This is a genomic window from Psychrobacillus sp. NPDC096389, assembly GCF_044762855.1.
GTDB lineage: Bacteria > Bacillota > Bacilli > Bacillales_A > Planococcaceae > Psychrobacillus.
The window spans coordinates 1-24,680 of sequence record NZ_JBIWFB010000013.1; the positions used below are offsets into that span (position 1 = coordinate 1).

Sequence of the window (24,680 nt, forward strand, 5' to 3'; positions counted from 1 at the left end):
TCGCTCGACTTGCATGTATTAGGCACGCCGCCAGCGTTCGTCCTGAGCCAGGATCAAACTCTCCATAATAGAGAACTTAAAAAGCTCATGTTGTTCTGCTGGCATCATCATTAAATGATGTCAAAAAATGTATTGCTATCAAGCTAACCGAGGTTAGTCTTTCAAGCTGTATGTCTTAACGTTTTGCATGTTCAGTTTTCAACGTTCATTTTTCGTCACCGATTTTTCGTGGTAACTTTTATATCATAACAAGTTCAGTTGTCGTTGTCAACAACTTTTAATATCGTTTTTAAAAATTAGTAACTAAAACGACAGGTTTTTATCATACCACCTTCTAAATATTATAGCAAGTTCTTTCTCGAAATTTCTTAAAATAATGTCGAACAATCGAGTTACCGAAAATTATATATTATAGAAGAAACTCATTTCACGTATTTCCTCTCACTAAGAAGAGGCCGACCAAATGTTACAGTAACAAAAGAGTTTAAGATCCCCTAAGACCCTGATAGTTATAAGTACATCTTCAAAATTTAAGATTTGAATTTCTTTTATTTTTCACTCTATGATATTTTCAAGTTCTAGTCCTTCATCAAACGGTGCCTATCCATTCTTTAGTTTAAGCGGCACAGGCAGATCTAAAACTTGATCTTTCATTGCTTTTTTCGACGGAAGAGAGGGTAATCCCACTCCTTTATAATTTTGATCGTAGACGAGTAAATAGACAAAAATAAGTATTTTAAGCCCCCTTAAACGTTAATTTAAAGGGGCTTAGTATTTTGTCTATAAAACGGTGGTTAAATAGAGTTTTTAAGTTATTTTACTCATAGCTACTTCATGATAGTAGTCTTCCATATCTCGTTGGTGTTCTTCATGCTCCTCTTTAGTTAATTCAAATATTTCTTGGTCAATGATTTCTAGAGTACCGGGTAGGTGTTTATCAAAAAAGACAATAGAATTTTGGTAATTGTTTTTAATTTTTCCCCTTTTCAACATCAAAAACACTATGCAAGTTATTTCTATTTTGACCAAATCCTTCGCCAGGAAGATTTGGTGCATATTTTTTCTCTCATTTTTATTGCGACAAACCAAAAATCCATAAAAAAACACCCCAACCATTTCTGGAAGGAGTGCTCTATAAACATTGCTATTATAAACTTTTAGATAAGCCGCCTTTGCCGTATTTTATTAGAAAGTTTTAAACCACCACTCCTCAAAGTGGGTGTTCGCAAAAGCTATCTTGCATGTCCTTATTGTCAAAAGAGAATAAGGCTTGTCATTCCAGCTTCTATATAAAACTCCCTGTTACAGCATAAAGGTTAAAACTTAATATCCATACGTACAATGCAGCTTGTATTTATATAATAAACCTATTCCTCACTAAAATCAACGGAAATGATTGCCACAGATTTTGGATATTTAATTAATGTGCATCTGGGAATACTCTTTTTACAGTATCCGAAAACTCCTGGAAGAAACCTTCTACCGGTTCATTTGCTCTGATTTTTTCGCCGTATTCATTGAACTGTTTTGTGAAGTCCGGATTCGTTGTCACGTATACATTGTTAAAGTTTGCGTTTGTTGCTCTAGCTTCATCCGCAACTTTAGTTTCCAAATCTTCGCTCGCGTCTACTCCTTCTTTCAGCTCAACTGCAACATATGCATTGTTATCAGTTACGAATACATTTGCACTTTCTACTTCTTCCATTGCTGTGATTTTGTCAGCAACATCATCTGCTAATTCAACCTTATGACCTTCGTTACCATTTGCGTCGTCAGTGTTCGTTTCAACTGTATCAGTGTCCGTATTGATGTTTGTATCCGCTGCATTATCCGTAGTAGTTGCGCTATTGTCAGCCACATTATCGTCTTTTTTATTTGTTCCACACGCCGCTAATGACCCGACAAGAAGCATGATCATAGAAATTTGTAATAATTTATTCATCTTAAATCCTCCTTTAAAATCTAACTACTCGGACGTAGTATGCGTTTGTTTTTTATTATTTATTCATTTTAGTTTTCTAAAACGGGAGGATAAAATTTTGCTTTTTTTAGTCTGGAGTAATGAGCAAGTGGCCGTTCTATCTTGTAATTTCCCTTCATAAAAGAAGCCATTGTATTTTGATAAACTACGCCAGTTACATTTTGCAAACGCCAAGGTGAATGGCTTATTTCCACACGAAATAGTCGTCCTTTCGTTTTCGTCCATAAGTAATATCGTTCTGTAAGCCATGTACTAAGCCGAGTGCTTTGGATAAAATTTGCAATTGGTTCAAATGTAGTGAGGAAACTTTCATTTTGATAATAGCATTTGCTATCTATTGAAAGTGACTTTTTATCCTTTTTAAAATATATTTCTGCGTCTCGATATGGTAAAAAATCACCAAAAGACGCCATTTGTACAATGAATGGATGATTCGCATCTAAACTGAAGAAATGGACACCTGCTTTTCCTTTGTAAGTAACATATGTACGTACATTAAGTTCTAAAAATGTTCGCATTCCTGGTAATGGAGGGATAAATCTAGGTCGATTTCCTTTCACTCGAAAAAATACAAAACCAATCCAAGCTTTGCCTTCATATAAATCGAGTTCTAGCTCAGGAGGGATATGTTCACGAACATGTTCAGGTGAAACGGGCCAATGAAGAAACAATACATGATGCCATTCCTGTGTCATAATCCACATTTTTTTCCACATACTGTATTTCCTTTCTGTTAAGATAATAAGCTTATTGTCCCCCATTATCGTTCCTTCAAACGAAATTTTTATCACAATCGAAAAAAACCCCTCCAACCAAGAAAGGGGCTAATTACTAAAAATGTATTCATTTATCCTTTAAATCCTTACCAAAAATAGCGACACTTTGTCGATTAGTGACAAATTCTCGTCCATTCCATTTCCATTCATTTTGAACATACCCCAATGCATCCGCGTGATATCTGCCCGCAACTTCTTGATAAGAAAGAAGCTCATACGTGCCGTCTCTAGCATAGTCAATCGGATACAAGCCGCTTATTGGATCTACCCATCCTTCTATCGGTTCTTTCAGCGTACCATCCGGATTATAAATTTCCGATAAGTACTCTTCCCCTTTGTATGTTAAATCCAATGTGTATTGCATCGCAGGATTCGAGCTAGTTACCAGTACTTTATAATGGTCTTGATAATGCACCTCATACTTGGAATAATCGTTATATACGTCCGTATCAAATATTTGCTTCATTTTTTCGTCCAAAAAAGCGAAAACATATGCATAAATCGTACCTCCGCTTCCGCCGGTATCTATTACTATTTGTATATCATCTACATGATTCCCTGTAAAATCACCAAGAAAAATAGTTGGGTTATATCCCATATTTTCTTTTAAAGGGATTCTTTCATACATATTCGTTTTTCCATTCAAAATAACGAGCGTAATGTTTTTCCAAAACGGACTTCCCTCCGTTTTTTCTCCGGTAAGATAGACAGTATCTTGAAAACCATCGCCAGTTACATCCCCTATTGCCCAAGTAATTACCACTTGGTCATTCGGATTCGTTGTCCCTTGATGGTTTAAAATTTCTTGCCTTTTTTTATTTAGCACTTCTTTTGATGGATAAGGAGACGAAAATGTTAAAGCTTTATCAATAGAAACTAAAGCCTGGTCAAAATCCCCCGCTTTCATTTGTGCATCTGCTAAGTAGTACCAATAATAAGAGAAATCATTTGTTTTCAATAGATTTTCATAGTAGGCTGCTACTTTTTTAAAGTAATAAGGATAGACATCTTTCGCTTGCACAAGACCTGTTTTATCCCAACGATAAACTTCTACTTTATACGCTTCTCCAGTATCATGAGTCCAAATAGCAAGTTCATACTTATCGTCTTTGTCCATATCTTCTGCTTCTAGCTTACTGTAAATGATATCGTTTGTAGGTAACCAAACAAAAGCATTATCCATCCATTGCAATAAATTCAATTGTGACCACATACTACCTTGTTGCCACCCGATGATTAGCGTATTTACACCAGTGTCTGTGAGTGGTACAGCTAACAAATCTGAGATACCATAACCACTTCCGCTTATCATAATTAGCGGCTGCCACTGGTTGTTTCTGTTTTTCAATATCAAAATATAGTTTTTCTCCTGATACCGAAATGCACCTATTAACTCATCCACATGGTCACCGTCAATATCCGCCACTATAACTGCGGGCTTCTTATTAGACTGTTGCAATTCCAAAACCGTTGCAGTTTGCGGTAAAAATCGCTTAAACATATTTATATAATCGTTCATCATACACCCCTTCCCAACATCATATGCAGAGAAATTGGGAGATGTGGCGTATTAATATAAAAAGCAAGTAATTGCTTCATAGACTGCCTATGATCCAAGTTTTACCGCTCCCGGTTGTCCTTTGTTTCTCCCGACCCCTTCATCACTTTCAAAACCTCAAATGACTCATGATGCCCTTTCGCATCTAGCATTTATACATCCTTTCTTTAGCTTTTTTACACGTTTGAAACATTTGTAATCAAACTGTAAACTTCTTCAGAAAACCCTTTTGCATTAAGGGTTTTAGACGTCCTCTCATAGTTTGTGGCATATATTCCCTTAAAGTATCCATTCTTTTGCATGCTAAAATCGGAGCAAGTCAAAAAAAACTATGGAGGTATTTATGACGAAGAAACGTTTTATCTCAACAACTCTATCAGTTGTCATCGGTTTAAGCGCCCTAGGTGTTGCCCCTGACGCTATTCATCCTATAAAAGTATCTGCTGCAACAACTAACGCCCAAAACAATCAACAGGCAGTAGCTGCAAAGGCAGATCAATTAATTCAAACAGGAAAAAGTTTAATTGGAAAAGCTACTTACAGCAATACAGAGTACAAATCCACTTATCCCTATAAATTTTCATGTGCAACCTTCCTTATGTACATTTTCGAGCAAAATGGCGTAGATCTTGCAACTTATAATGAAGATTATATGATGAAACAAGGAACTGCTGTAGCTAGAAACCAACTGCAAAAAGGGGATTTACTATTCTTTGATAGTAGAGGCGGGAATGTTCCTAACCATGTGGCTATGTACATTGGCGACAATAAGATCATTCAAATGGCAGATCCAACACAAAAAATTGTCATCACAGACTTAGATAGCAAGCCATATTATAAAGATAGCTATATAACAGCAAGAAGAGTTTTACCAACAATTATGTCATCTAATCCAGCAACTACAGGCGATAAGATTGTAGAAAAAGCTTATAGTTTAAAAGATAAAGTAACAATGGGTAGCGTTAATAATGAGTCATCCTTACGTTTTACTGCTACTGGATTCATCGACTATGTGTATAAAACAAATAATATCAAATTAGGTACGACAAATATTAAAGATTTAATGAATAAAGGGACAACTGTTTCCAAAGCTAATCTTAAAAAAGGGGACTTAGTTTTCTTTAACAGTACGAAAGGATCTAAAACACCGTCTACGGTAGCAATATACGCAGGGGATCATCGAATCATTATTCCAAATTCTGATGGAGTATTAACGAGAGTTCTACTTGTAGATTATTATGAACAGCATTATATTACCGCAAAACGTGTAGTTACTGGAAGTGCATCACCATCGGTAGCAGTACCGCCTACAACAAGTTCCACACCAGCTGATAAGATTGTCAGTCTTGCCTCTAATTTAATGGGCAAGGCAACGTTTGGATACGGGTACGACGAAAAATCTTTATCATTTACTAGCGCTGGATTTACATACTATGTGTTTAATAAACAGGGAGTTAATCTGAAAAGTAAAATAGCTAGTCAACAAGCTTTAGTAGGAAATGCAGTTCAAAAGAGTAATTTACAAAAAGGGGATTTAATTTTCTTCACTAACGGTGGTTCCAAAATTACGGAAAGTGCAATTTATATTGGAGCCAATCAATATATTCGTCTGAAAACAAACGGTAGTGTTGTGAAAGAAAGTTTGAATTCTACTTGGGCCAATAAAAACTACAAAACAGCTCGTCGAGTTCTTTAATATAAGACCTTGCAAAAAGAAGCATTCAACGCATAAGGCGTAAATGCTTCTTTTTTATTTATTATTTTTGTTTTAAACTATTTGCAAAATCTATCATTGATCGGCTCGACATTGGACCCTTTATCAATAAAATGGTATTTCTATCAAGTATGGGTTTTAAAACATCGATGACTCCAGTTACATTTGGAAACACATGGACTGTAGCCTCTATTCCTTCTTCCATTGCTTGTTTTGCGATTTCTTCTGCCTTGCTCCCTATTGTGATCAGTGTATGAATATTTCTTTTTGCAACCAAACTTCCTATTTCTCGATGGTATTTCTTTTCAAAATTCCCTAATCGCTTAATATCTCCGAGTACAAGGATAATTTTCTTTCCCTGTCCAATGGAATCCAACACCTTTAACGCAGCTTCGACAGATGTAGGATTATTTGTCCAAGTATCATCTATAATAGTACTTTCACCTATTCCATTTGAAAACTCTAGGTGTCTTGTCATATTTTTATAGGTCGCTATACGCGAAATAGCTTCCTTTACATCCATCCCCATTTCATTTACAGCTGCTATTGCAGCAAGCGCATTATATACTTGGTGCTCTCCATAGCCTGGTATAAAAGCATCGTATGTTTGGTTTGAGAAATGAATTTGAAATTTCATTCCTCTATTTATAAATCTAATATTAGAAGCTCTAAAATGTGACTTCTCACTTACTCCAAAATAAAGGATCTTTCCTTTAAATGAATGTAGAGGAACTTTTTTAGTATTAGAATCATCGGCATTTAATATTAATATGCCGTCTTTCTTTATACCCTCCACTATTTCAGACTTCGCTTTTATATATCCTTCCAGATTTCCACAACCGTCTAAATGATGAACACCAATATTCGTAATAATACCTATTGTAGGCTGATAAATATTGCACTGGTGTTTTATATTTCCGATATTACCTAGCCCAAGCTCAAATACAGCGGCTTTAGTTTTTTCATCAATGCCCATCAAATAAGGTAAAGATTGGCGCGGTTCATTTTTACTACTAACGGATGCTTGGATATTCCAATCTTTACTTAAAATATGTTTGATCATTTCTTTTGTAGTAGTTTTACCACATGTTCCCGTTATTGCAACTACTGGTATTTGAAAAAGATTCCTGTAGTAATCCATGAATTTCCAATAGGATTGTACAAGACTTTTTACTTTAATGACCGTTGTATTCGGGAGTGCATTTTTCAATTCTGAGGAAGGCTTATCTGAAATCACAAGAGAAGGTCCCTTATTGTTAATTTCATGCCAGTTAATAGCATCAATTCTGCTCACAAACATTAGCGTATTACTTTTGGTTAGATCATGCCGATTATAATAAATAGCATTATTTACATTCCAAAGCTCGTTGCCACTTATTAGTTCCCCTTGTAGTAAATTTCGAATTTCTTTCACGCGTAAAGGTTTCAATAGTACTCCTCCCCTCTTTATAGTATGAACGCTACTGTTTGATGATTAGGTATAGATTGTGCACAGTGTTTGTCCATCTTTTTAAAATAATTTATCTTATTTTTTCTTCCGCAATTTTGATGCTAGTTCGATTATAGGTTTGCTATACATATCTCCCTTGATCAGAACAATGGTATTGGAGTCTACAATTTTCTCTAATAGATTAAAAACAAGGACTTCATTCCTAAATGTATAGACCGGTGAAGTTAAACCTCTTTTTACCGCATGGTCTGCTATTATGCTCGCATGCTCTCCTATCGTAATGAGTACATCCACTCCATTTTGGTAAATTAAATCTCCTGCCTGTTCATGAATAATATAGCCCCATGAACCTAAATCAGTAATTGTGCCTATGATTGCTACTTTTTTCTTCTCTTTTCCAATTTCATTTAATACTTTTAATGCTGCTTCTAATGAAGTTGTTGTAATACTCCATGTATCATCTATAATCATAGAATCGTTTATACCATCCACCAATTGAAGTTGCTTATTGAACTTCCTAAATCTTTTCAAGCGAAAAGCAGCCTCCGGGATAGACACTCCCATTTCATAAACAGCTGCTATAGCAGCAAGAGCATTATAGACCTGATGAACTCCTAAGCCTGGTACAAATATTTGATAATTTCTCTTCTTATGTTTAATACTAAATTCCATGCCATCTTGACTGTAACGAATATTTTGTGCTCGAAAATGGCAAGTCCTATGAGTTCCAACTTTTACGATTTTCCCTTGAAAGTTTTTCAGATCAATCTTACTTGTATTGCTATCCTCCGAATTAATAATTAGTATACCTGATGAATTAACAATTTTAGCCATTTCTCCTTTTGCCTCAATATAACCTTCTAGCGTTTTGCAATAATTGAGGTGGTGTGCTCCGATGTTTGTAATGATTCCTATTGTAGGTTTGAAATATTCACCTGCTTTTAATACATCCCCTGGTGAACCAACAGCCGTTTCAAAGATAGCTGCTTCGGTTTCCTCATCTATGCTCAAAAGATATTGCAAATTCGCCGTTCTAGAGTTACTAGTAAGGCTTGTAGCTGTCACTATTCTATCTTCTGAAAGAATATGCTTGATCATTTCTTTTGTTGTTGTTTTCCCGGAAGTTCCTGTAATGGCTACTACGGGGATTTGAAATAAGCTACGGTAGTAGCGAACAAATTTCCAATATGCTTCATCGGCATTAGTTACTTGGATGACAGTTACATTCTCAGGAATTTCATCTTTACTATATTTCCACTCTGTTGCAAGCACTAATGGGAAAAATTTCTTTAGGCTTCTCCAGTCAATAATTCTCATGTTAGTAAAAAGAATCGTGTTTTGATTTTTTATTTGTTTTAAACGATATGCTCCGTAATGGACTAACACTTCATCGGACCCTTGGACCAACACACCAGAAATGATTGTTCTTATACTGCTGACTGTATGGGGTTTCATTATTTTTTTCACACTCCTTTCATATATATAATATGTTTTTAAACTGAAGTTGACTGGATAAATGGGACTTAATTGCGTGATACATAACTATGCCAAAGCTAGAACATTTCATAAATATAGAAAGAACCGTATTAATCGAAATTAATAGGAGGGGGTGATCCGTTTGAAAACCATTATTTTTGTAAGTACTAACAAATCCGGATCAAGCAGGGAAGCGATTAAAGCTGCAGAGAGTTTAGGGTACTTCACCATTCTTTTCACCAACAATGAGAAGCAAATTCAGCAAAGAAAAGAGTATGCAGAAGTCCATAAAATGGTTTATGTAAACACGTACAACCTAGACAGTATGAGAGAAGAAATTTTTAAGTTACAAGCAACAGGTGCCGATATACAAACCATCGTCAGTTTTGTTGATCCATTTGTTCATACCGCATCCATACTTTGCGATGAGTTCTGTCATAACTATGTACTGTCTAGAGCCATTGAAATAATGGAAAATAAGGAGGAAACAAGGTCAACTTTAAAAGATCAACCTTATACCCCTAAGTTTTTCTTAATAAAGCCAGGCGAAAAAATCCCTATAGAAAAAATATGCGAACAGTTTGATTTTCCAATTATTATTAAATCTCCCAAGTCAACAGGATCTAAAGACGTACTTTTAGCCAAAGGGAAAGAACAACTAAAACGACATTTTGAAAATCTTCAGAATAAAAATCCGGATAACACAATTATGGTAGAAGAATATATAGATGGTGATCAATATTTGGTTGAGGTACTCGTTCATAAAGCTAAAGCACGTATTGTAGGTATAATCGAACAGGAAATCACAAAGAACAAGCGATTTATCATTACAGGTTATGGTGTACTTGCAAACGTTCCTTTAACGATTAGAACAGGGATCGAAAAGATGCTTCAGTCCATTATTAAAGAACTCAAGATTGAAAATGGAGCTTTACATTTGGAAATTCGTTTAGCTAAGACTGGTTGGAAACTCATCGAGATTAATCCAAGGATTTCTGGAGGTGCTATGAACAAAATGATTCAAGCAGCATTCGGAATAAATTTAGTAGAAGAGACACTTAAATTATATTTAGGGAAAAGTCCCGCACTATTACCTAAGCACAAGAAATATGTTTTCACCAAATATGTTATTGCCACAAAGAAAGGTATATTAGAAAAAGTAACCGGGAAAGCGAGGGCTCAAAAATCACCCGGAGTTATAGAGGTTTATGTGAAGCCTAAAAAAGGAACTCTTTTAATGCCACCATTATCTATGGGGCATAGATATGCTTATGTAATTGCTGTTGGTAGTAGTCTAGAAGAAGCCAAAAACCTCGCGAATACTGCAGCAAAAGAGATTACTTTCCATTTAGAAGAGGAGTGACACTAAGAACACCTTATGTAGGTGCTCTTTTTTATTACTAAAGAATAGCAAAACCTGAATAACGTCTCTTAAATAAGAGTGCGTTATCCAGGTACTTTTTTAAAATTATTCTTTAAACGTTTGATCTAAAAACTTGACTGTATCAAACATATTCGTTTTACTTGCTCCTTTGATTAAAATTGTGTCGTCTTTTTCTACAATCTTTTCCAATAGCTCATGTAATAGTTCCTTCTTTGTAAAATGATATACATTTGTAGGGGGAAATCCTTTCACTTTCGCTTGATCACCAATTTCTTCCGTTCTAAATCCATAGGTGATTAAAATATCAATACCCTTTTCTTGAACATAATCGCCGACTTTACGATACTCTTCTTCTCTTAACTCACCCAACTCTCTCATTTGTCCAATAATAGCTATTTTTCGATGTTTACCTACATTCGTTAGGACATCCAGTGCAGCTCGTACTCCTTGTGGATGAGAGTGTACCGTATCATCAATTACGGTAATATTGTCGCGACAATTATAGATAGTTAATCTTCTTGGTGGTTTTCTGAATATTAATCCCGCCTTTATCTCCATTGGAGTGAATCCTAAATAATCAGCCACAGCAATTGCATTTAAAGCATTATATACATGATGCTCTCCTAAAATAGGGATAAATAGTTCAATTTCTTGCCGCTGTAGTCTCATTTTGAAACTCATTCCGTTCTCTTTATATTGGATGTTATAGGCTCTATAGTTAGCTGGTGATTTTGTACTAACCGTCATTATCTTCCCTTTGAATTGTTGGGTCTCCAAATACTTAGAGTTTTCATCATCTTTGTTTACAATGAGGATACCCTCTTGATCCATTCCATGGATTAGTTCAGATTTTGCATGAGCAACTCCTTTAATATCACTATCAAAGTTTCCAACATGTGCAAGTCCGATATTGGTGACTATGCTAATGTTAGGTTTAATAATGCTACAATGTTCTGTAATGACCCCTGGATATGCCATACCGTACTCTAATACAACCGCCTCGTGAGCGTCATTAATTTCTGCTGCATGTTTTTTTGTATGCTCTGTTGTATTCCAGTAATCTTTGGACTCGAAAATATTCCATTTTTTAGCCAATATTGAGGCAAGGAACGCCTTAGAAGTTGTTTTACCGGCACTTCCCGTTATCGCGATAATCGGTATTTCTCCTTTTTCCTCCATCTTTTTCCTCTTAATTTTGCTAATTTCATTTTTTACTTTTGTTTGATTTTCGGCTAAAAATTTTGCATATTGAATGGAATGTATCACTACATCTAATTCCAAATAAAAAGCAGGAGGACAGCCTGGACGCCAGTTTACTTCATAAATCCAAATTTTTAAATTTTCGTCTAGTCCTACATCGATTCCTATTTCATCAATAACTTCTCCATACTTCACCATTTGTATATGATCTAAATGATTAGCTAATGCCAAAGAAAAATGTTCAAGCATCCGCCTAATATCAAATGCTTCTTCTTTAAATTCCTGTTGTAAAAATGGATCTAAATAATTGGTGAAGCCACCATTATTAATATTTGGAATGATAGATCCGTTTGGAGCAACTCGTGGATAAATAGTAGTAATCACCCACTTTCCTTCCCCATTTTTTTGTACATGAAGCCTAAAATCATACACCTGACCAGATTTATTGACGGATTGGATATACGGTTGGACTATAAAAGTCCCTGATGATAACTTATCCTTCAAAAATACGGTCAACTGCTCTTTTGTATAAAGTTTATTTTCTGTATTCTGTCTCACTTCATAACCCTCTGCTACTTCAGAGATAAAAAAGATTCCTTTTCCCTTTCTCCCATCAATCGGTTTAAGGACAACTTTATGAAAAGAGGAAGTGAATTTATAAAAGTTTTCCGCATTTTTTACAACTTCTGAGGGAATTAAGTAACTTGAAAATTCTTTAGCTTCCATTAGCCTTTCATTTATATTCCATTTATTCCCTATAGAATTTGTAGTAAATGGAATTTCCTTCTTCAATTTATCTATAATTTCTTTTGACTTAGCTAACTTTTCAGGACTCCCTGCGTTATAAATCACATCTGGAAAAGACATGATTTTCTCTTTCCAGCTTCCATTTTCATAAACTTGACCTCGAATAGATCGATTGACAAAATTCACTGCACCTGGTGAAAAGTAAAAGAAATTGACCCCCTCTGCCTTAGCTACTGCTGCATATGCATAAGACTTCAAGACGGTTTTTGGATCTTTACGATGATGTAGCATCCCTATTGTTATCATTTAATATTCTCCTTTTATATTCGTGTAATTATATTTGTATTAAATTCATCCACCTTGCATTGAATACGGACAAATGTTCAATTTTTATTTAACTTCTAGTAAAAATAAAAAACACCCCAAGATTTGTAGGGTGAAGATGTGTCATTACCATTTTGGCTCAATTATAATTTTCCTTTTCAACAATTCGGTCTCCAATAGTTGTATGGCACAAAAACATGACAAATCAATGTTCTTACATATAGACGTTTTTTCTAATCTAACCAAATCACAAAACGAGTTAGAGTAATTACCTTCAATATCAAGCGGACGTAGTAACGAAACTTTGATACAGCATGTTTCTATATCTATGGACTCAATCCGAAAATAACTTGTTTCAAAACACTCTTCAGTACTCCAAAAACTTAATGGATCCCCTTTTGTAGTTATCAAGAGGAAGGGAATCGTATCGGTACCGACTATTTTAGATAGTAAGCTGCCAAAAAATTTTGTTTGGGAATTATTTATTAGATCCTGAAGCAATTTCAATTCAATTAGCGCATCACATAGACATTGGTTACTTTTAACTTCGGTGCTCAATTGATTTTTCAACTCCCTTCTTACTCTTAATACTTATAATATTGTGGTTTGAGAAGGTTATACGGGTAAAAATCACCAAATTGAAATGTTGCTTTTAAAAAGGTTCTAGATAAAACTTTATTTCCTTCGTAGCTTTTAATGCAATGGCTTTTGCTTGTTCCGCTGCTTCCGAAACGGCAATGACGCATGCATATCGATTCCCCATTGAATAGGGGGCCGTTATTAATCTTCCTGCATGCGGTTTAATATGAACGTACTTCACTCCGTCATGCTTTAAAGCAAGTTCTTTCCCGGTAATTTTGAGTAGCTTCCCCCGAGAATTTATTGTTAAATATCGGGCGTACACATAGTTTTTCTTCTTTTCTGGTAAAATAGGTTCTTCTCCTAAATGTACTTTTAATATTTCTTTTAACAGATTTATCCCAGTTCCTTCTTCTATAATTCTGTTCATCGCTCCTCCAGCCATTCTCGGATTCACTTCTATTAATTTCCACTTCCCTTGGACAAGCTTCATCTCCATATGACACGAGCCATTGGAAAGACCTGTTTGTTCTAGAATGCTTGAAATACACCCCTTTAGACTACGATATTCATCCTCTCCCACTTCTCCTGGAAATTTATAACCAGTGACGATAAATCTTCCGTTATATAGTACTTCTTGCTCTACTAGAGCTAGGAATTTTATTTCCTTGTTATAAACTAATATTTCAACTAGATACTGTGGTCCATGTAAAAATTCTTCTATTAACAATGGATTATTTGGATGTTTTTCTTGCAGAAATGTTAAAGCACTTACAAGCTTTTCTATTGTTTCAACAAATAATACATCCTTTGAACCATTCGAAATTGGGGGTTTAATGATAAAAGGAAAGAGGGATTTATTTTCTTTTCCAAACTTTTTGATGGAATCATCTGGGTGAAAAATTGTATAGAAGGGGGTCATCGGAAGATCTTTTAGTTTTTCCCTGATCGCTATTTTGTTTTCCATCACTCCTAAGGAATCCACAGAAATTTTGGCTATCTCGAAATGCTTAGAAAGCCTTGCTGCATAAGAAACATATGGATCAATAAAACTAAGGCATGCGCAAATTTGTTTCCCTTTTTCCATAAGCTTGGTTATTTCTTTCACCATTTGTTGTTCGTTTAGTAAGTCTTCAATAAACACAAACTGATCAACTTCCAAGAAATCAGGATGGCTTGTCATATACTTAGCCTTGTCCGTGCATAAAACCACATAATAGCCCATTTCTTTTGCTATCATTAAGGCTTCTTTACTTGTTCCTGATTTGTAACTCCCAATAAATACAATTGTTTTCATAGGAATAGCCACCCATTCGTTTATACACATTTGTCTCTTTAAAATATGTATGGAACACGATTTAGCCACAACGTTTGCCCATGCAAAGGTAAAATATCACGTCTGTTGATTAACAAATTTCTATCAAAAGATCTTGAAACCCTTTCCCAAATACGGTAAATCGGAATTTTGAATAGAATGAAATGCATAATAGGGATATTGCGTCGTAGTGACCGCTGTGATTTTCGCTGCAGGACGGACGCTTTCCGGGGGGGGAGTGATGAGCCTTCACCGCCGCTTAGGCGTACGTTGTGAAGTCTCATCTTACTCACTTATTCCCTTCGGAGTCGCCGCCCTGCAGCGAAAATCAATGGAAAATACTAACTTATCAGTGTCCGGAATTAACAATAAATGGTTGATTAAGACAATGTAGACTGCGAACTCGACAAAATAGTCGAGTTCGATGGGCTTTTAGGCATATTATTCCTATAATATGTCTAAATCATAGTCGTCTCAATCTAAGTAAACTTGCTATTGTAATAAATTAGTTGCTCTCATCAGCAATTTAGTTGCTTTCATGCTGATTTTAGTTGCTTTCGTACTGAAATTAATTGCCTTCAATAGATTTTTGGTTGCCCTTAGATATTTTTTGGAACTTCGCTTGAAGGTGTAAGCCATGCAAGAGCGTTAGCGACGTAGTGGCTCGTCACTCGTCCTGCGGAAATTTAACAGACACCTTATTGAGTTTCCTTGCGATGCATTTTCTTTATTCCACGCTCAAAACTATAAATCTCCACCTTATGTTTTATTAAAAGTTATCCGCATTCCATTTTTTACAGTTCTCCTGAACATCAAGAAGTTTCAATGATGGTGTAGAATTAGTTCAGTTTAAAGGAATACAAAAGCACCAATATATACAGTACCTTGTGTTCAATCACGTTCTTAACAATCAAGTTATTGGATACTTTTGAGTTAATCAACATTTGGGGTCAAATATAATACCATATTCCTCTTCGATAGGTTGTTTTATAATGGATTTTATTGTAATATTAGTTGTTTACTTTTACATGTAACCCTAGTAACGGTAAGTGTTTGTTGTTCTATTTACTAGTAGAAAGTTTGGTGGAATCAATTGAATAAGAAAGCTTTTGTTTTAGCAGCGATTACTGTCTTCATCTGGGGATCTAGTTTTGCATCTATTAGCGCTAGCTTACACGAGGGTTATTCAGCGGGGCATTTGATATTATTCCGTTTTATCATTGCTTCCTTTATCTTTGCTATAATTGCTTTTTTACCTGGGATTAGTTTTCAATTACCAAAGAAAGAAGATTTACTCAAAATAACGGTGCTTGGATGGATTGGAATTAGCATCTATCATATATGTGTAACATTTGGGCAATTGACGATTACAGCAGGGACGGCAGGAATGCTAATAGGTTCAGCACCTATTTTTACGACAATTATTGCTGTGCTTGTGTTAAAGGAACGTCTCGGAACAATTGGATGGCTTGGTCTGGCATTTGGATTCGTTGGTATTTTATTAATCGGAATAGGTACTGGAGATTCGATATTCAACATTTCTCCTGGTGTATTTTTAGTTATCATTGCTGCTATCGCTACGTCAATATTTTTTGTTTATCAAAAATCCTTATTGTTAAAATATAATCCGATCGAATTAACGGCTTATTTTACTTGGGCTGGCACTATCCCATTTCTTATATTCACTCCTGGTCTCTTAGAAGACATCGGGCATGCAACACTAGAAGCAAATTTGTCCGCAATTTATATCGGGATATTTCCCACTACGATCGCTTATTTAACTTGGGCTATCGCCCTATCACTAAGTAAGGCTAGTTCCATATCCAGCCTACTCTATGCCGAACCTGTTATCGCAATAGTAGTCGCCTGGTTATGGTTAGGTGAACTTCCAGCTATTCTTTCTATTATTGGGGGATTCATCGCAATATTAGGCGTGCTAGTCGTACATTTGTATGGGGGAAAACGAAGATCAGTATCTAAAAAGGAAATTTAAAATTAAATGAAAAAAGTATTTGGCTTCATTTAGAGGCCAATACTTTTTTCGTTTTATCGATTCTATGATATTCGGATATTTGTACTACTCGAACATTGCTGGTATTCAATTCATGGTAAATTCCTCTACTATCTGTAAATGAAATATAACTGTCTCGTTCCTTTTGAATCATCTCTACTGCCTTTTCCTGAGATTCTATATGGATAAATCTACGTATATAATGTTCTTCATCAAAAAAATAAGTTACTTTGAATTCTTTCACATTTTTCATCTCCTGATATGATAATACCTTTACCCATTATGTCCCATATAGAATATTTTAAGCTAATTTTTCATTAAAGTTCATCTTTAATGAACATTGAAAATAGAATACCAATTAAAGATCACGCTCATGATGACCGAAAAAACTAGTAATGAAATTAAAAATGCGCTGTACTTTTTCCTCGACAAAAAGAATATAATTATCGATAGGCCAACCGCTGACCCTATGAGAGATAGCCAAGGAAATTGATCGGTAGTTGCACGCAAAAAATAACTGAAACCAAATACTAAAAACAATCCTAACAAAACTTGGAATAATAATTGCAGTTCTTCCCTAACGTATTGCCGCACCCATATCCCCCCTTTACTTGTTCTATTCTACGACTCTATTACCTTATATATACGAAAGAGTCAGCCGCTTATGCTAAAATAGATATACTTTAGCTTGAAGGGAAGAAAAAAATGAAATCTCCTTTTACATTTAAATATTCAGCTCCAAAAGTGACACTGACATCCGGAAAAATGCCTGCCCTCTTCTTACTGCATGGTATGGGAAGCAATGAGGAAGATTTACCACAGCTAGTCAAAGATTTTGAAGAAACCCACCATATTTTCAGTTTACGTGGTCCTATTGTTTATAATCCAGGTTATGCCTTTTTTACAATTGCGGAGGTAGGAAAACCTGATCGGGATGTGTTTGATAAAGTAGTTACATTTATCCAATCATTTATTAACGAAGCAATAGAGGAATACGACCTTGATCCAAACAATATTACGTTATTAGGTTTTAGCCAAGGGGCAATTCTTTCACAAACTTTAGCATTAACGATGGGCAATATTATTAACAAAGTTGTTGCATTAAGCGGCTATATACCAGGTTTTGTGAAAGAAGAATATAGTAAGCGAACAGTCGATCATTTGAACATCTTTATTTCGCACGGGGATTATGATTACGTTATTCCCTCGCAGTGGGGTGCCGAAAGCAAAGATTATTTCGAAGCGATCGGGGCAAATGTGACGTTTAAAACTTACGGTGATGGGCACGGCGTAACACCGGAAAATCATGCGGATCTAGTTGAATTTATAAAAGAACAGTAACAGTAAAACTGGAGACTTTGCAAAAAGTCTCTTTTATTATGTCCCAAAATAGAATGCCCAACTTGTAAATAGATTGATTCTAAAGCAGCTGCATCCGAAGAACAATTAGCTTCTATGGAAGAAGAAGTAACTGCTGCTGCCGTTTCTTTATCAAATCTTGCGGAAGAATTACAACATATAGTTTCCAAGTTTACGATGTAAGCATACACCGAGTTATGCAACATAGTATGGGATTGTGCGTCTTAGCAAGCTCAATTGGGTGACCGCTGTATTTCCACTGGGCAAGTGACGAGACCCTACGTCGCTAACGCACTTGCAGGGCCTCACACCGTCGTGCAAAATTCCAAAGAATGGCTAAGGGCAATCAAAAAACTATTGAAAGCAACTAATTTCAGTACGAAAGCAATTAAAATCAGCATGAGAGCAACTAAATTGCCAATGAAAGCAACTAATTCTTACAATATCAAGTTAACTTGGATTGAGACGATTTCGATTTCGACGTATTATAGGAATAATATGCCTAAAAAAACGTCGATTTCTCCTGGCCGCATCTGCTCGACTAGTTTGTCGTATTCAGCGTCCAGATTGTCGCATTCACAGCCGATATTGTCTCATCCAACCATTTATTGTTAATTCCAGAGATTGATAAGTTAGTATTTTCCATTGATTTTCGCTGCAGACGTCGACTCCTGCCGGATGAGTGGCTAATGAGACATCCCAACGTACGCCTAAAGGCGGCAGGGATGGCTCATCACTCACCCGGCGGAAAGCGTACGACTGCAGTGAAAATCACAGCGGTCGCTAAGACGCATTATCCCTATAATTGCGCTTAACAAAAAAACCGCATACTTTATTCTTATTGAAAAAACTATCAGTACCCCAATTACTTTATTATTTTCTAAGCGATAAAAAAATAAGGCTATCTCAAATTTGACTTTGAGATAGCCTTGCTCAATTTATTCCTGCAAACTGCACACTACTTGTCCTACTGCTTTTGCAGCGACTAACAAGGATGCTTCGTCTATGTCGAATTTTGGATGGTGATTAAAATATGGATCTTCCACTCCTTCAGGTGTACAAGCAATATAGAAGAAACATGCTGGGAACTTTTCTGCATAGTAAGCAAAATCTTCCGATGGTGCTAACGCTGGGAATTCTCTTACCTCTTTAATATGTGGGTCATTTGCATTTTTAAGCGTCTCAGCTACTTTCGCTGTTAACTCTGGATTATTGTATACGGGTGGATAATCCATTTCATACGTTAATTCACAAGTAACACCAAACTCTTCTTCTAACCCTTTCACGAGACGTTTTACTTCTTTTTCTATTTTTCCTTTCGTTTCAACAGTCATATAACGAATGTCACCTTCTAGCTCTACGCTGTCTTTAATGACATTGAATGTGCCTTTCCCATCAAAAGAGCCAATTGTAATAACACCAATTTCAAAAGGGCTTAATCTGCGACTAATAATCGTTTGAACTGCTGTAACAAAATGAGCACCTGCAACAATTGCATCATTCGCTAAATGTGGAGAGGAACCATGCCCGCCTCTTCCTTGAATTTTTAATTTCATATAGGCTCTTCCATTGAAGGCGAACCCTGCGTGATAGCCGACTAATCCTGCCGGACCCATTGGTAGCAAATGAATGCCATACACTTCATCCAAATCATCAATTAATCCAGATTCTACAATACTTTTTGCCCCACCTGGTGGAACCTCTTCTGCATGTTGATGGATAATTTTAATCGTTCCAGACAACTCTGATTTCAATTGAATTAAACAATCTGCTAATACTAATAAATAAGCTGTATGACCATCATGACCACACGCATGCATAACACCTTCGACTTTTGATTTAAATGGGACTGGTGTTTCCTCTACAATTGGGAGTGCATCGAAATCTGCACGAAGCCCAATTGTTTTACCAGGTTTAGCCCCTTTGATCGTTACAATAATCCCGTATCCATTCCCAACATTGGTTTGAACTTTCACGTCTTTTCCTTTATAAAAGTCTTCAATATATTTAGCTGTTTTTTCTTCTTTAAATGACAGTTCAGGATTTTCGTGTAAATAGCGACGTATTTGAATAATTTCTTCTTCTCGCTCTTCTAACATTTTCATTAATTTTTCTTTCATCATTTGCACTCTCCCTTATTTAACTTCACTTTTACCAGCATTATTAGGAACCATGAAGAGAATTGATAACAATGCAATAATCGCGAAAATGACATTTGCTATAATACCGCCAGTTGCTGCTGCATCCACTCCGCTTTTGTCTGCAATCATTGCATAGACAGTTGCAGAAATCGCAACCCCAAAGGCTGAACCAAGTGAACTAGCCATTTTATAAATACCAGAAGCTGCTCCTATTTTATCATCTGGAGCATTAGATACAGCTGTATCTGTAGAAGGTGTTGCATATAGCCCTAAACCTAAACCAAACAATGCAAAACCGATAAACACGACGATTGTATATGCTACATCTGGTAAGAATGTTAAGCCCATTACACCAACACCAATTAGGGTCAGTACCGCACCCCAAAGCATTGGTTTTTTTGCACCAATTTTTTGAAGAATTTTTTCACCTACGCGAATCATACCTAGAACAGCAATGAGATAACCTATTGATAACATACCCGATTGGAAAGATGTGAATCCTCTTCCTTCTTGCACATACGTATTTGCAACAACTAATGTCCCTGCGACCGCATTAAGCAAGAAGTTGGAAACTGTTGCACCTGTATATGGTGCATTTTTAAATAATCCAAAATCAATTAAAGCATTTGATCTACCATTTTCAACTTTTACAAAGATAATTGCACCAATAATTGTCACCACTACTAGAACGATTGTAATCCAGTTTGTCCAACCAATTTCAGCACCTTGTGTAATGAAAATATTTAACGCCAACATCGTAATAATGAAAATAATTAATCCTTTAATATCAAATTTTGAATTACCTGTGTCTTTTGCTTTACTTTCTGGTGTATCTTTTATTAACCACAATGCAAGAATAGCGAAGATAATAGAGAAAATGAAAATCCATTTCCATCCCATATAAGTTGCAATCGCACCGCCAAATAATGAACAAAAACCAGAACCGCCCCAAGAACCAATTGACCAAAAGCTTAGTGCACGTTGACGATCCGCTCCTTCAAAGTAAGCTTTCATTAACGCGATTGTGGAAGGCATAATACATGCTGCCGAAATCCCTTGAATAATACGACCAATAATAAGTAAAGTCGCACCGTTTGCTAATACTATACAAAGTGAACCGATAATACTTAAAATCAATCCAAAATTAGTGATTTTCTTACGTCCCATTTTATCAGCAAGACCACCTGCTGCTACGATAAAAATACCTGAGAATAATGCCGTTAAGCTTATCGCTATGTTTAGAGTTCCCATCGAGACTCCTAAATCTTGTTGTATAGCCGGAACGACGTTAACCATCGCTTGCGCAAATAACCAAAATGTTAAAACTCCAAATACAATACCTGTAATCATTTTATTTGTACCTTTATAGGTTGTTTCCAAAATACTCACTCCTTCATTTTATTTGATTATTTGTTAAAAGTGCAATTTCATGCAAAGTACATAAGAATTTAATTAAAGGCCTTTTATTAATTAATTAGGTAAGCTTTCCTATAGCTATATTCTAAAAGAAAAACTATTTTACCATCATGCTTTTTTCGATTAGTTCCTTTATAAAATTGGATATTATTTTGATAAGAGAATTTAGAGGTACAAAAAAGACGGTTATTTTTTTACCTACCAGAATAAAAGAGCTTGAGCTCCTTTTACGATATAGTAAATCTGAATTTTGATTGGAATGAAACGCATAATAGGGAAAGTGCCTCGTAGTGAACGCTACGAGGCACTTTCCATATACCACGCTCAAAACTATAAATTTCAACATGCCAAATTTTTTTTAGTTTCCTAGACAATAAAAAACACCAGTGAACACTAGCTTTACTAGCATCCACCGGTGTTAAATTAACTTTTAATAATATTAAGTGTAATCCTAAAAAACCTATACATAAGGTGCTTTGTGTTTTATCATACTTTTAACAACTAATACACTAGATATTTTTGAATAACCAACACATGTTTTATTTCATATAAGACTTACGAATATCAAAAAAGTGGATGGCGTTAATCGTTAAATATGAATAGAAAGACCAGTCTCCATCTAATGTTTCATCAAAAATTTGTAAAGATGGATGACTTAGTCGATTAATATAGTCAGCAATCTCACTATCTACTCCATGTTTGCTACCTAAATTCCACCAGTTTGTATAAAGGGCTCCATTATCTTTATCATACGTATACTTACGAATTTGATATTCGCCATGCTTCAAACCTGAAATGATGACACGAATATCTTTATTCAACTTTTTCAAAAATGCATCTTCGATAGAGTAATACGGGTTAACATTAATGCAATTCATCAATATTAACTGGTAGCCTCTTTCATACTCCGTCATAATGAAATCTGGTCCTTGCGCAATGATACTTCCCGATAGTTTTTCTGCAAACAACATGGCATAAAAAGCTGGACGTTTCCCGTTAAAAAAATGAAACAATTCCATCCCTTCCAATTGAATACGGTGATGCTGATCATCCACTTCATGCAATTCAGTGTTTATCCAAAAAGCAAGAGATTCGACATCATTTGAAATATCCCACGCACTTTTCAACACTAATGCCCCTCGGAAAAAAGTACCGTTTGTATAACGTGTATTTCCAGATAGCGTATTCCATGTCAGCAGATGAAGCGGTTTGTCGATATGGTGCTGCTTTAAGAAATATTTCACTTTATTCGTTTTCTCTTTAATATAATCCTTAACAAGTAAGAATGGATCATTGCTCGTATCTTCAAAATCGATCACTTCATTTTGATTGGCATGGAAACCGATAAAATCGATGCGTTCGTCTTCTTCTAATATCCACCTATGACGTTCACTTATGTCTTCTTCTTTATAAGAATAGGGCAAATATGCACCGATATGGATTCCGGGTACAATTTTTTTAATACTACTATATAATTTCGTATACATGCGACGCAGTTCTTTACTATCAACTGCGGTAAACTGCGATTCATAATAGAGAATACGCCATTTACTTACATAAGATTCCCCATACACTTGGAGACAATGGCGTAGAAAACCATCTAATTTCTTAAAATACGATGCTTCATCCATCGAGATATCTTGGTAGCTGACGCGGCTAAATATGGCTAAATCATGCTTTTTCAAAAAGTTAATCGCCATATCTGCTTTAAAATAAGGAGAGGAAGTAGCGATTGCTTCATCTGTTTCAACAGTGGGAAGAAAGGAAGCACTGCTGACTAAATTTTGAATACCTATATAACTAAGTCGTAATTCATCTTTCACTACTAATACTTGTTCACGTATCTCTTCTTTTAATAGCTCTTTTAATTCCCGAATAATTAAAACATGATCTGGATAAGTAATTTTGTCTTTTGATGGAACAGATGCATCAATATGCAACTCCTCATAACGAGTTTCTGTATTGCTATATGTTTTATTTGTTTCAGCGAGCATGGAACCTAACTGAAGAAAAATAGAGGAAGAATTAGTAAGCGTCTCAACGCCTTTTATATTAGTTGTATGATGGATGTTTACTTTCTCTTTAATATGACGGTCTCGATATACTTTCGGTGTTTCCTCGTAAATTTCTTTAAAAAGGATCGTAAAGGACTTTGCGTTTGGGAAACCGTTGTTCATGGCAATAGAAGCAATAGAATCTGATGTATAAAGCAAGTCTTTTACACTATGCTTCAATCGAATATCCATTAAAAAACGACTAAATCCTACACCCATTTTCTTCTTGAAATAACGCGATAAATAACCAGGAGACATATATAACTTATGAGCCATCTGTTCTAGCGTAATTTGTTCTTGATAATGCCTCTCCATATAGTCGATGAGCTGTATCAGTCTATCATCTTCTGTGTCTAACTGTCCTAATGCATTTCCTTCCTCTTTGAAACGACGAATTAGTATGAGAAGTATTTCACTTACAAGTCGTTGCATTTCAATTGTGTAAATATCATCTTTACGGAAGTATGTAATGACCATTTCACCAAAAAATGTACGGAGCTGGTCTATTAATGTTTCTCGTCCGATATCAACATCTTGTGAGAAGCATTCAAACCGTTGATGTCGATACTCTTTATAGGATTGTTCCATATACGTATCAGAGATAGTAAAACGTAGAATACTGTTCTCTTTGTTTCCATGCATTTCAAAAAGCTCATTTCGATTTATAACAAGTAAATCCTTTTCTTTCATTTGATAAATTCTATTACTCGTTTCAATCGTAAGTTTACCTTCGATTACTAAAACAAATTCGATTCCACGATTCACTTCCCGTTCAACTGAACCAATTTTCTGTATCCTTAGATGAAAATCCTTTAATCGCTCATCCATTAAAGCCACCTCCTAAACCTTTTATCGTCATCTTACTAATAGAGAAGTATATTACGCAACCTATATTATTTCATCCCGCCCACACAAAATATCAGAATAATACAACTTCCCATGTTTTATTGACAGTTTAATATTCGCTTGATAAGCTATTACTCAAATCCAAATTCGTTGAAGAGAATAAGTACGAATGGCCACTTAATCCAAAGAGAGTCGACGCTTGCTGAAAGTCGATGTTTAAGCCTATTTCGGAAGTAGTCTCGGAGAAGCAAAGTTGAACTATTAGTAGATTTTGCCGGTTTATCCCCCGTTATCATGGGATCACGTATGTTCGTACGTTGACTGAGTGCCAGAGTTTTTGTGATAAACA

Annotated in this window: 17 protein-coding genes, 1 rRNA gene, 1 other RNA gene and 1 other annotated feature (1 of these 20 running past the window's edge); of the genes, 4 read left to right on the forward strand and 15 right to left on the reverse strand. The window is 35.6% G+C overall.

From position 1 onward, the window contains the following. From ACIQ38_RS21755 to ACIQ38_RS21780, 6 genes are all read right to left on the reverse strand, one after another. Window positions 1-69, reverse strand: a 16S ribosomal RNA gene (locus tag ACIQ38_RS21755); the annotation flags it as partial. Window positions 70-807: 738 nt separating this feature from the next. After that, the gene (locus ACIQ38_RS21760) at window positions 808-1,056 is read right to left on the reverse strand and encodes a hypothetical protein (protein ID WP_402828339.1); all 249 of its coding nucleotides are present in this window, start codon (window positions 1,054-1,056) and stop codon (window positions 808-810) included. 103 nt (window positions 1,057-1,159) lie between these two features. Next, a non-coding RNA gene (gene ssrS, locus ACIQ38_RS21765) (6S RNA) lies at window positions 1,160-1,353 on the reverse strand. Window positions 1,354-1,420: 67 nt separating this feature from the next. Continuing rightward, a complete protein-coding gene (locus ACIQ38_RS21770; RefSeq protein WP_402828342.1) occupies window positions 1,421-1,942 on the reverse strand; it encodes a YhcN/YlaJ family sporulation lipoprotein in 522 nt (173 codons plus the stop codon). Between the two features lie 68 nt (window positions 1,943-2,010). Continuing rightward, window positions 2,011-2,772, reverse strand: coding sequence for a YqjF family protein (locus tag ACIQ38_RS21775; protein ID WP_402828344.1), 762 nt, complete (start codon window positions 2,770-2,772; stop codon window positions 2,011-2,013). 52 nt (window positions 2,773-2,824) lie between these two features. Then, window positions 2,825-4,276, reverse strand: coding sequence for a hypothetical protein (locus ACIQ38_RS21780; protein ID WP_402828347.1), 1,452 nt, complete (start codon window positions 4,274-4,276; stop codon window positions 2,825-2,827). A 382-nt stretch (window positions 4,277-4,658) separates the two neighbouring features. On the opposite strand from ACIQ38_RS21780, the gene ACIQ38_RS21785 reads away from it, so the two are divergent. After that, the gene (locus tag ACIQ38_RS21785) at window positions 4,659-6,011 is read left to right on the forward strand and encodes a C40 family peptidase (protein ID WP_402828350.1); all 1,353 of its coding nucleotides are present in this window, start codon (window positions 4,659-4,661) and stop codon (window positions 6,009-6,011) included. A gap of 61 nt (window positions 6,012-6,072) precedes the next feature. On the opposite strand, the gene ACIQ38_RS21790 is transcribed toward ACIQ38_RS21785, so the two are convergent. Continuing rightward, window positions 6,073-7,458, reverse strand: coding sequence for a UDP-N-acetylmuramoyl-tripeptide--D-alanyl-D-alanine ligase (locus tag ACIQ38_RS21790; RefSeq protein WP_402828353.1), 1,386 nt, complete (start codon window positions 7,456-7,458; stop codon window positions 6,073-6,075). Window positions 7,459-7,554: 96 nt separating this feature from the next. Continuing rightward, window positions 7,555-8,934, reverse strand: coding sequence for a Mur ligase family protein (locus ACIQ38_RS21795; RefSeq protein ID WP_402828355.1), 1,380 nt, complete (start codon window positions 8,932-8,934; stop codon window positions 7,555-7,557). 163 nt (window positions 8,935-9,097) lie between these two features. Between ACIQ38_RS21795 and ACIQ38_RS21800 the strand changes: the two genes are divergently transcribed. Then, window positions 9,098-10,318 (forward strand): ATP-grasp domain-containing protein, encoded by a 1,221-nt coding sequence (locus tag ACIQ38_RS21800; protein WP_402828358.1) that lies wholly within the window; start codon window positions 9,098-9,100, stop codon window positions 10,316-10,318. Between the two features lie 105 nt (window positions 10,319-10,423). Here the strand turns inward: ACIQ38_RS21800 and ACIQ38_RS21805 are convergent, their stop codons facing one another. From ACIQ38_RS21805 to ACIQ38_RS21815, 3 genes are all read right to left on the reverse strand, one after another. Beyond that, window positions 10,424-12,592, reverse strand: coding sequence for a YheC/YheD family protein (locus ACIQ38_RS21805; RefSeq protein ID WP_402828361.1), 2,169 nt, complete (start codon window positions 12,590-12,592; stop codon window positions 10,424-10,426). A gap of 144 nt (window positions 12,593-12,736) precedes the next feature. After that, window positions 12,737-13,180 (reverse strand): CotY/CotZ family spore coat protein, encoded by a 444-nt coding sequence (locus ACIQ38_RS21810; RefSeq protein ID WP_402828364.1) that lies wholly within the window; start codon window positions 13,178-13,180, stop codon window positions 12,737-12,739. 82 nt (window positions 13,181-13,262) lie between these two features. Beyond that, window positions 13,263-14,486, reverse strand: a complete 1,224-nt coding sequence (locus ACIQ38_RS21815; RefSeq protein ID WP_402828367.1) for an ATP-grasp domain-containing protein — start codon at window positions 14,484-14,486, stop codon at window positions 13,263-13,265. A gap of 1,111 nt (window positions 14,487-15,597) precedes the next feature. On the opposite strand from ACIQ38_RS21815, the gene ACIQ38_RS21820 reads away from it, so the two are divergent. Next, window positions 15,598-16,497 carry a DMT family transporter gene (locus tag ACIQ38_RS21820; RefSeq protein ID WP_402828369.1) on the forward strand — a complete coding sequence of 300 codons (900 nt, stop codon included), beginning with the start codon at window positions 15,598-15,600 and terminating at the stop codon, window positions 16,495-16,497. Between the two features lie 25 nt (window positions 16,498-16,522). On the opposite strand, the gene ACIQ38_RS21825 is transcribed toward ACIQ38_RS21820, so the two are convergent. Further along, complete coding sequence (locus tag ACIQ38_RS21825; RefSeq protein ID WP_402828372.1) at window positions 16,523-16,759, reverse strand: hypothetical protein; 237 nt, start codon at window positions 16,757-16,759, stop codon at window positions 16,523-16,525. Window positions 16,760-17,220: 461 nt separating this feature from the next. Between ACIQ38_RS21825 and ACIQ38_RS21830 the strand changes: the two genes are divergently transcribed. Further along, the gene (locus tag ACIQ38_RS21830) at window positions 17,221-17,856 is read left to right on the forward strand and encodes an alpha/beta hydrolase (RefSeq protein ID WP_402828375.1); all 636 of its coding nucleotides are present in this window, start codon (window positions 17,221-17,223) and stop codon (window positions 17,854-17,856) included. Between the two features lie 956 nt (window positions 17,857-18,812). Here the strand turns inward: ACIQ38_RS21830 and ACIQ38_RS21835 are convergent. From ACIQ38_RS21835 to ACIQ38_RS21845, 3 genes are all read right to left on the reverse strand, one after another. Further along, the gene (locus ACIQ38_RS21835; protein WP_402828496.1) at window positions 18,813-19,994 is read right to left on the reverse strand and encodes an amidohydrolase; all 1,182 of its coding nucleotides are present in this window, start codon (window positions 19,992-19,994) and stop codon (window positions 18,813-18,815) included. A gap of 15 nt (window positions 19,995-20,009) precedes the next feature. After that, complete coding sequence (locus tag ACIQ38_RS21840; RefSeq protein ID WP_402828499.1) at window positions 20,010-21,398, reverse strand: MFS transporter; 1,389 nt, start codon at window positions 21,396-21,398, stop codon at window positions 20,010-20,012. 572 nt (window positions 21,399-21,970) lie between these two features. Beyond that, window positions 21,971-24,313, reverse strand: a complete 2,343-nt coding sequence (locus ACIQ38_RS21845) for a helix-turn-helix domain-containing protein (RefSeq protein WP_402828378.1) — start codon at window positions 24,311-24,313, stop codon at window positions 21,971-21,973. A gap of 159 nt (window positions 24,314-24,472) precedes the next feature. Then, window positions 24,473-24,680, forward strand: a binding site (T-box leader) (it continues 45 nt past the right edge of the window).

Bases quoted from the DNA above. Each gene is read 5' to 3' on its own strand.
- ACIQ38_RS21770 (WP_402828342.1), bottom strand. From the start codon at position 1,942: ATGAATAAATTATTACAAATTTCTATGATCATGCTTCTTGTCGGGTCA.
- ACIQ38_RS21815 (WP_402828367.1), bottom strand. From the start codon at position 14,486: ATGAAAACAATTGTATTTATTGGGAGTTACAAATCAGGAACAAGTAAA.
- ACIQ38_RS21830 (WP_402828375.1), top strand. From the start codon at position 17,221: ATGAAATCTCCTTTTACATTTAAATATTCAGCTCCAAAAGTGACACTG.
- ACIQ38_RS21785 (WP_402828350.1), top strand. From the start codon at position 4,659: ATGACGAAGAAACGTTTTATCTCAACAACTCTATCAGTTGTCATCGGT.
- ACIQ38_RS21805 (WP_402828361.1), bottom strand. From the start codon at position 12,592: ATGATAACAATAGGGATGCTACATCATCGTAAAGATCCAAAAACCGTC.
- ACIQ38_RS21835 (WP_402828496.1), bottom strand. From the start codon at position 19,994: ATGAAAGAAAAATTAATGAAAATGTTAGAAGAGCGAGAAGAAGAAATT.
- ACIQ38_RS21760 (WP_402828339.1), bottom strand. From the start codon at position 1,056: ATGCACCAAATCTTCCTGGCGAAGGATTTGGTCAAAATAGAAATAACT.
- ACIQ38_RS21780 (WP_402828347.1), bottom strand. From the start codon at position 4,276: ATGAACGATTATATAAATATGTTTAAGCGATTTTTACCGCAAACTGCA.
- ACIQ38_RS21845 (WP_402828378.1), bottom strand. From the start codon at position 24,313: ATGGATGAGCGATTAAAGGATTTTCATCTAAGGATACAGAAAATTGGT.
- ACIQ38_RS21795 (WP_402828355.1), bottom strand. From the start codon at position 8,934: ATGAAACCCCATACAGTCAGCAGTATAAGAACAATCATTTCTGGTGTG.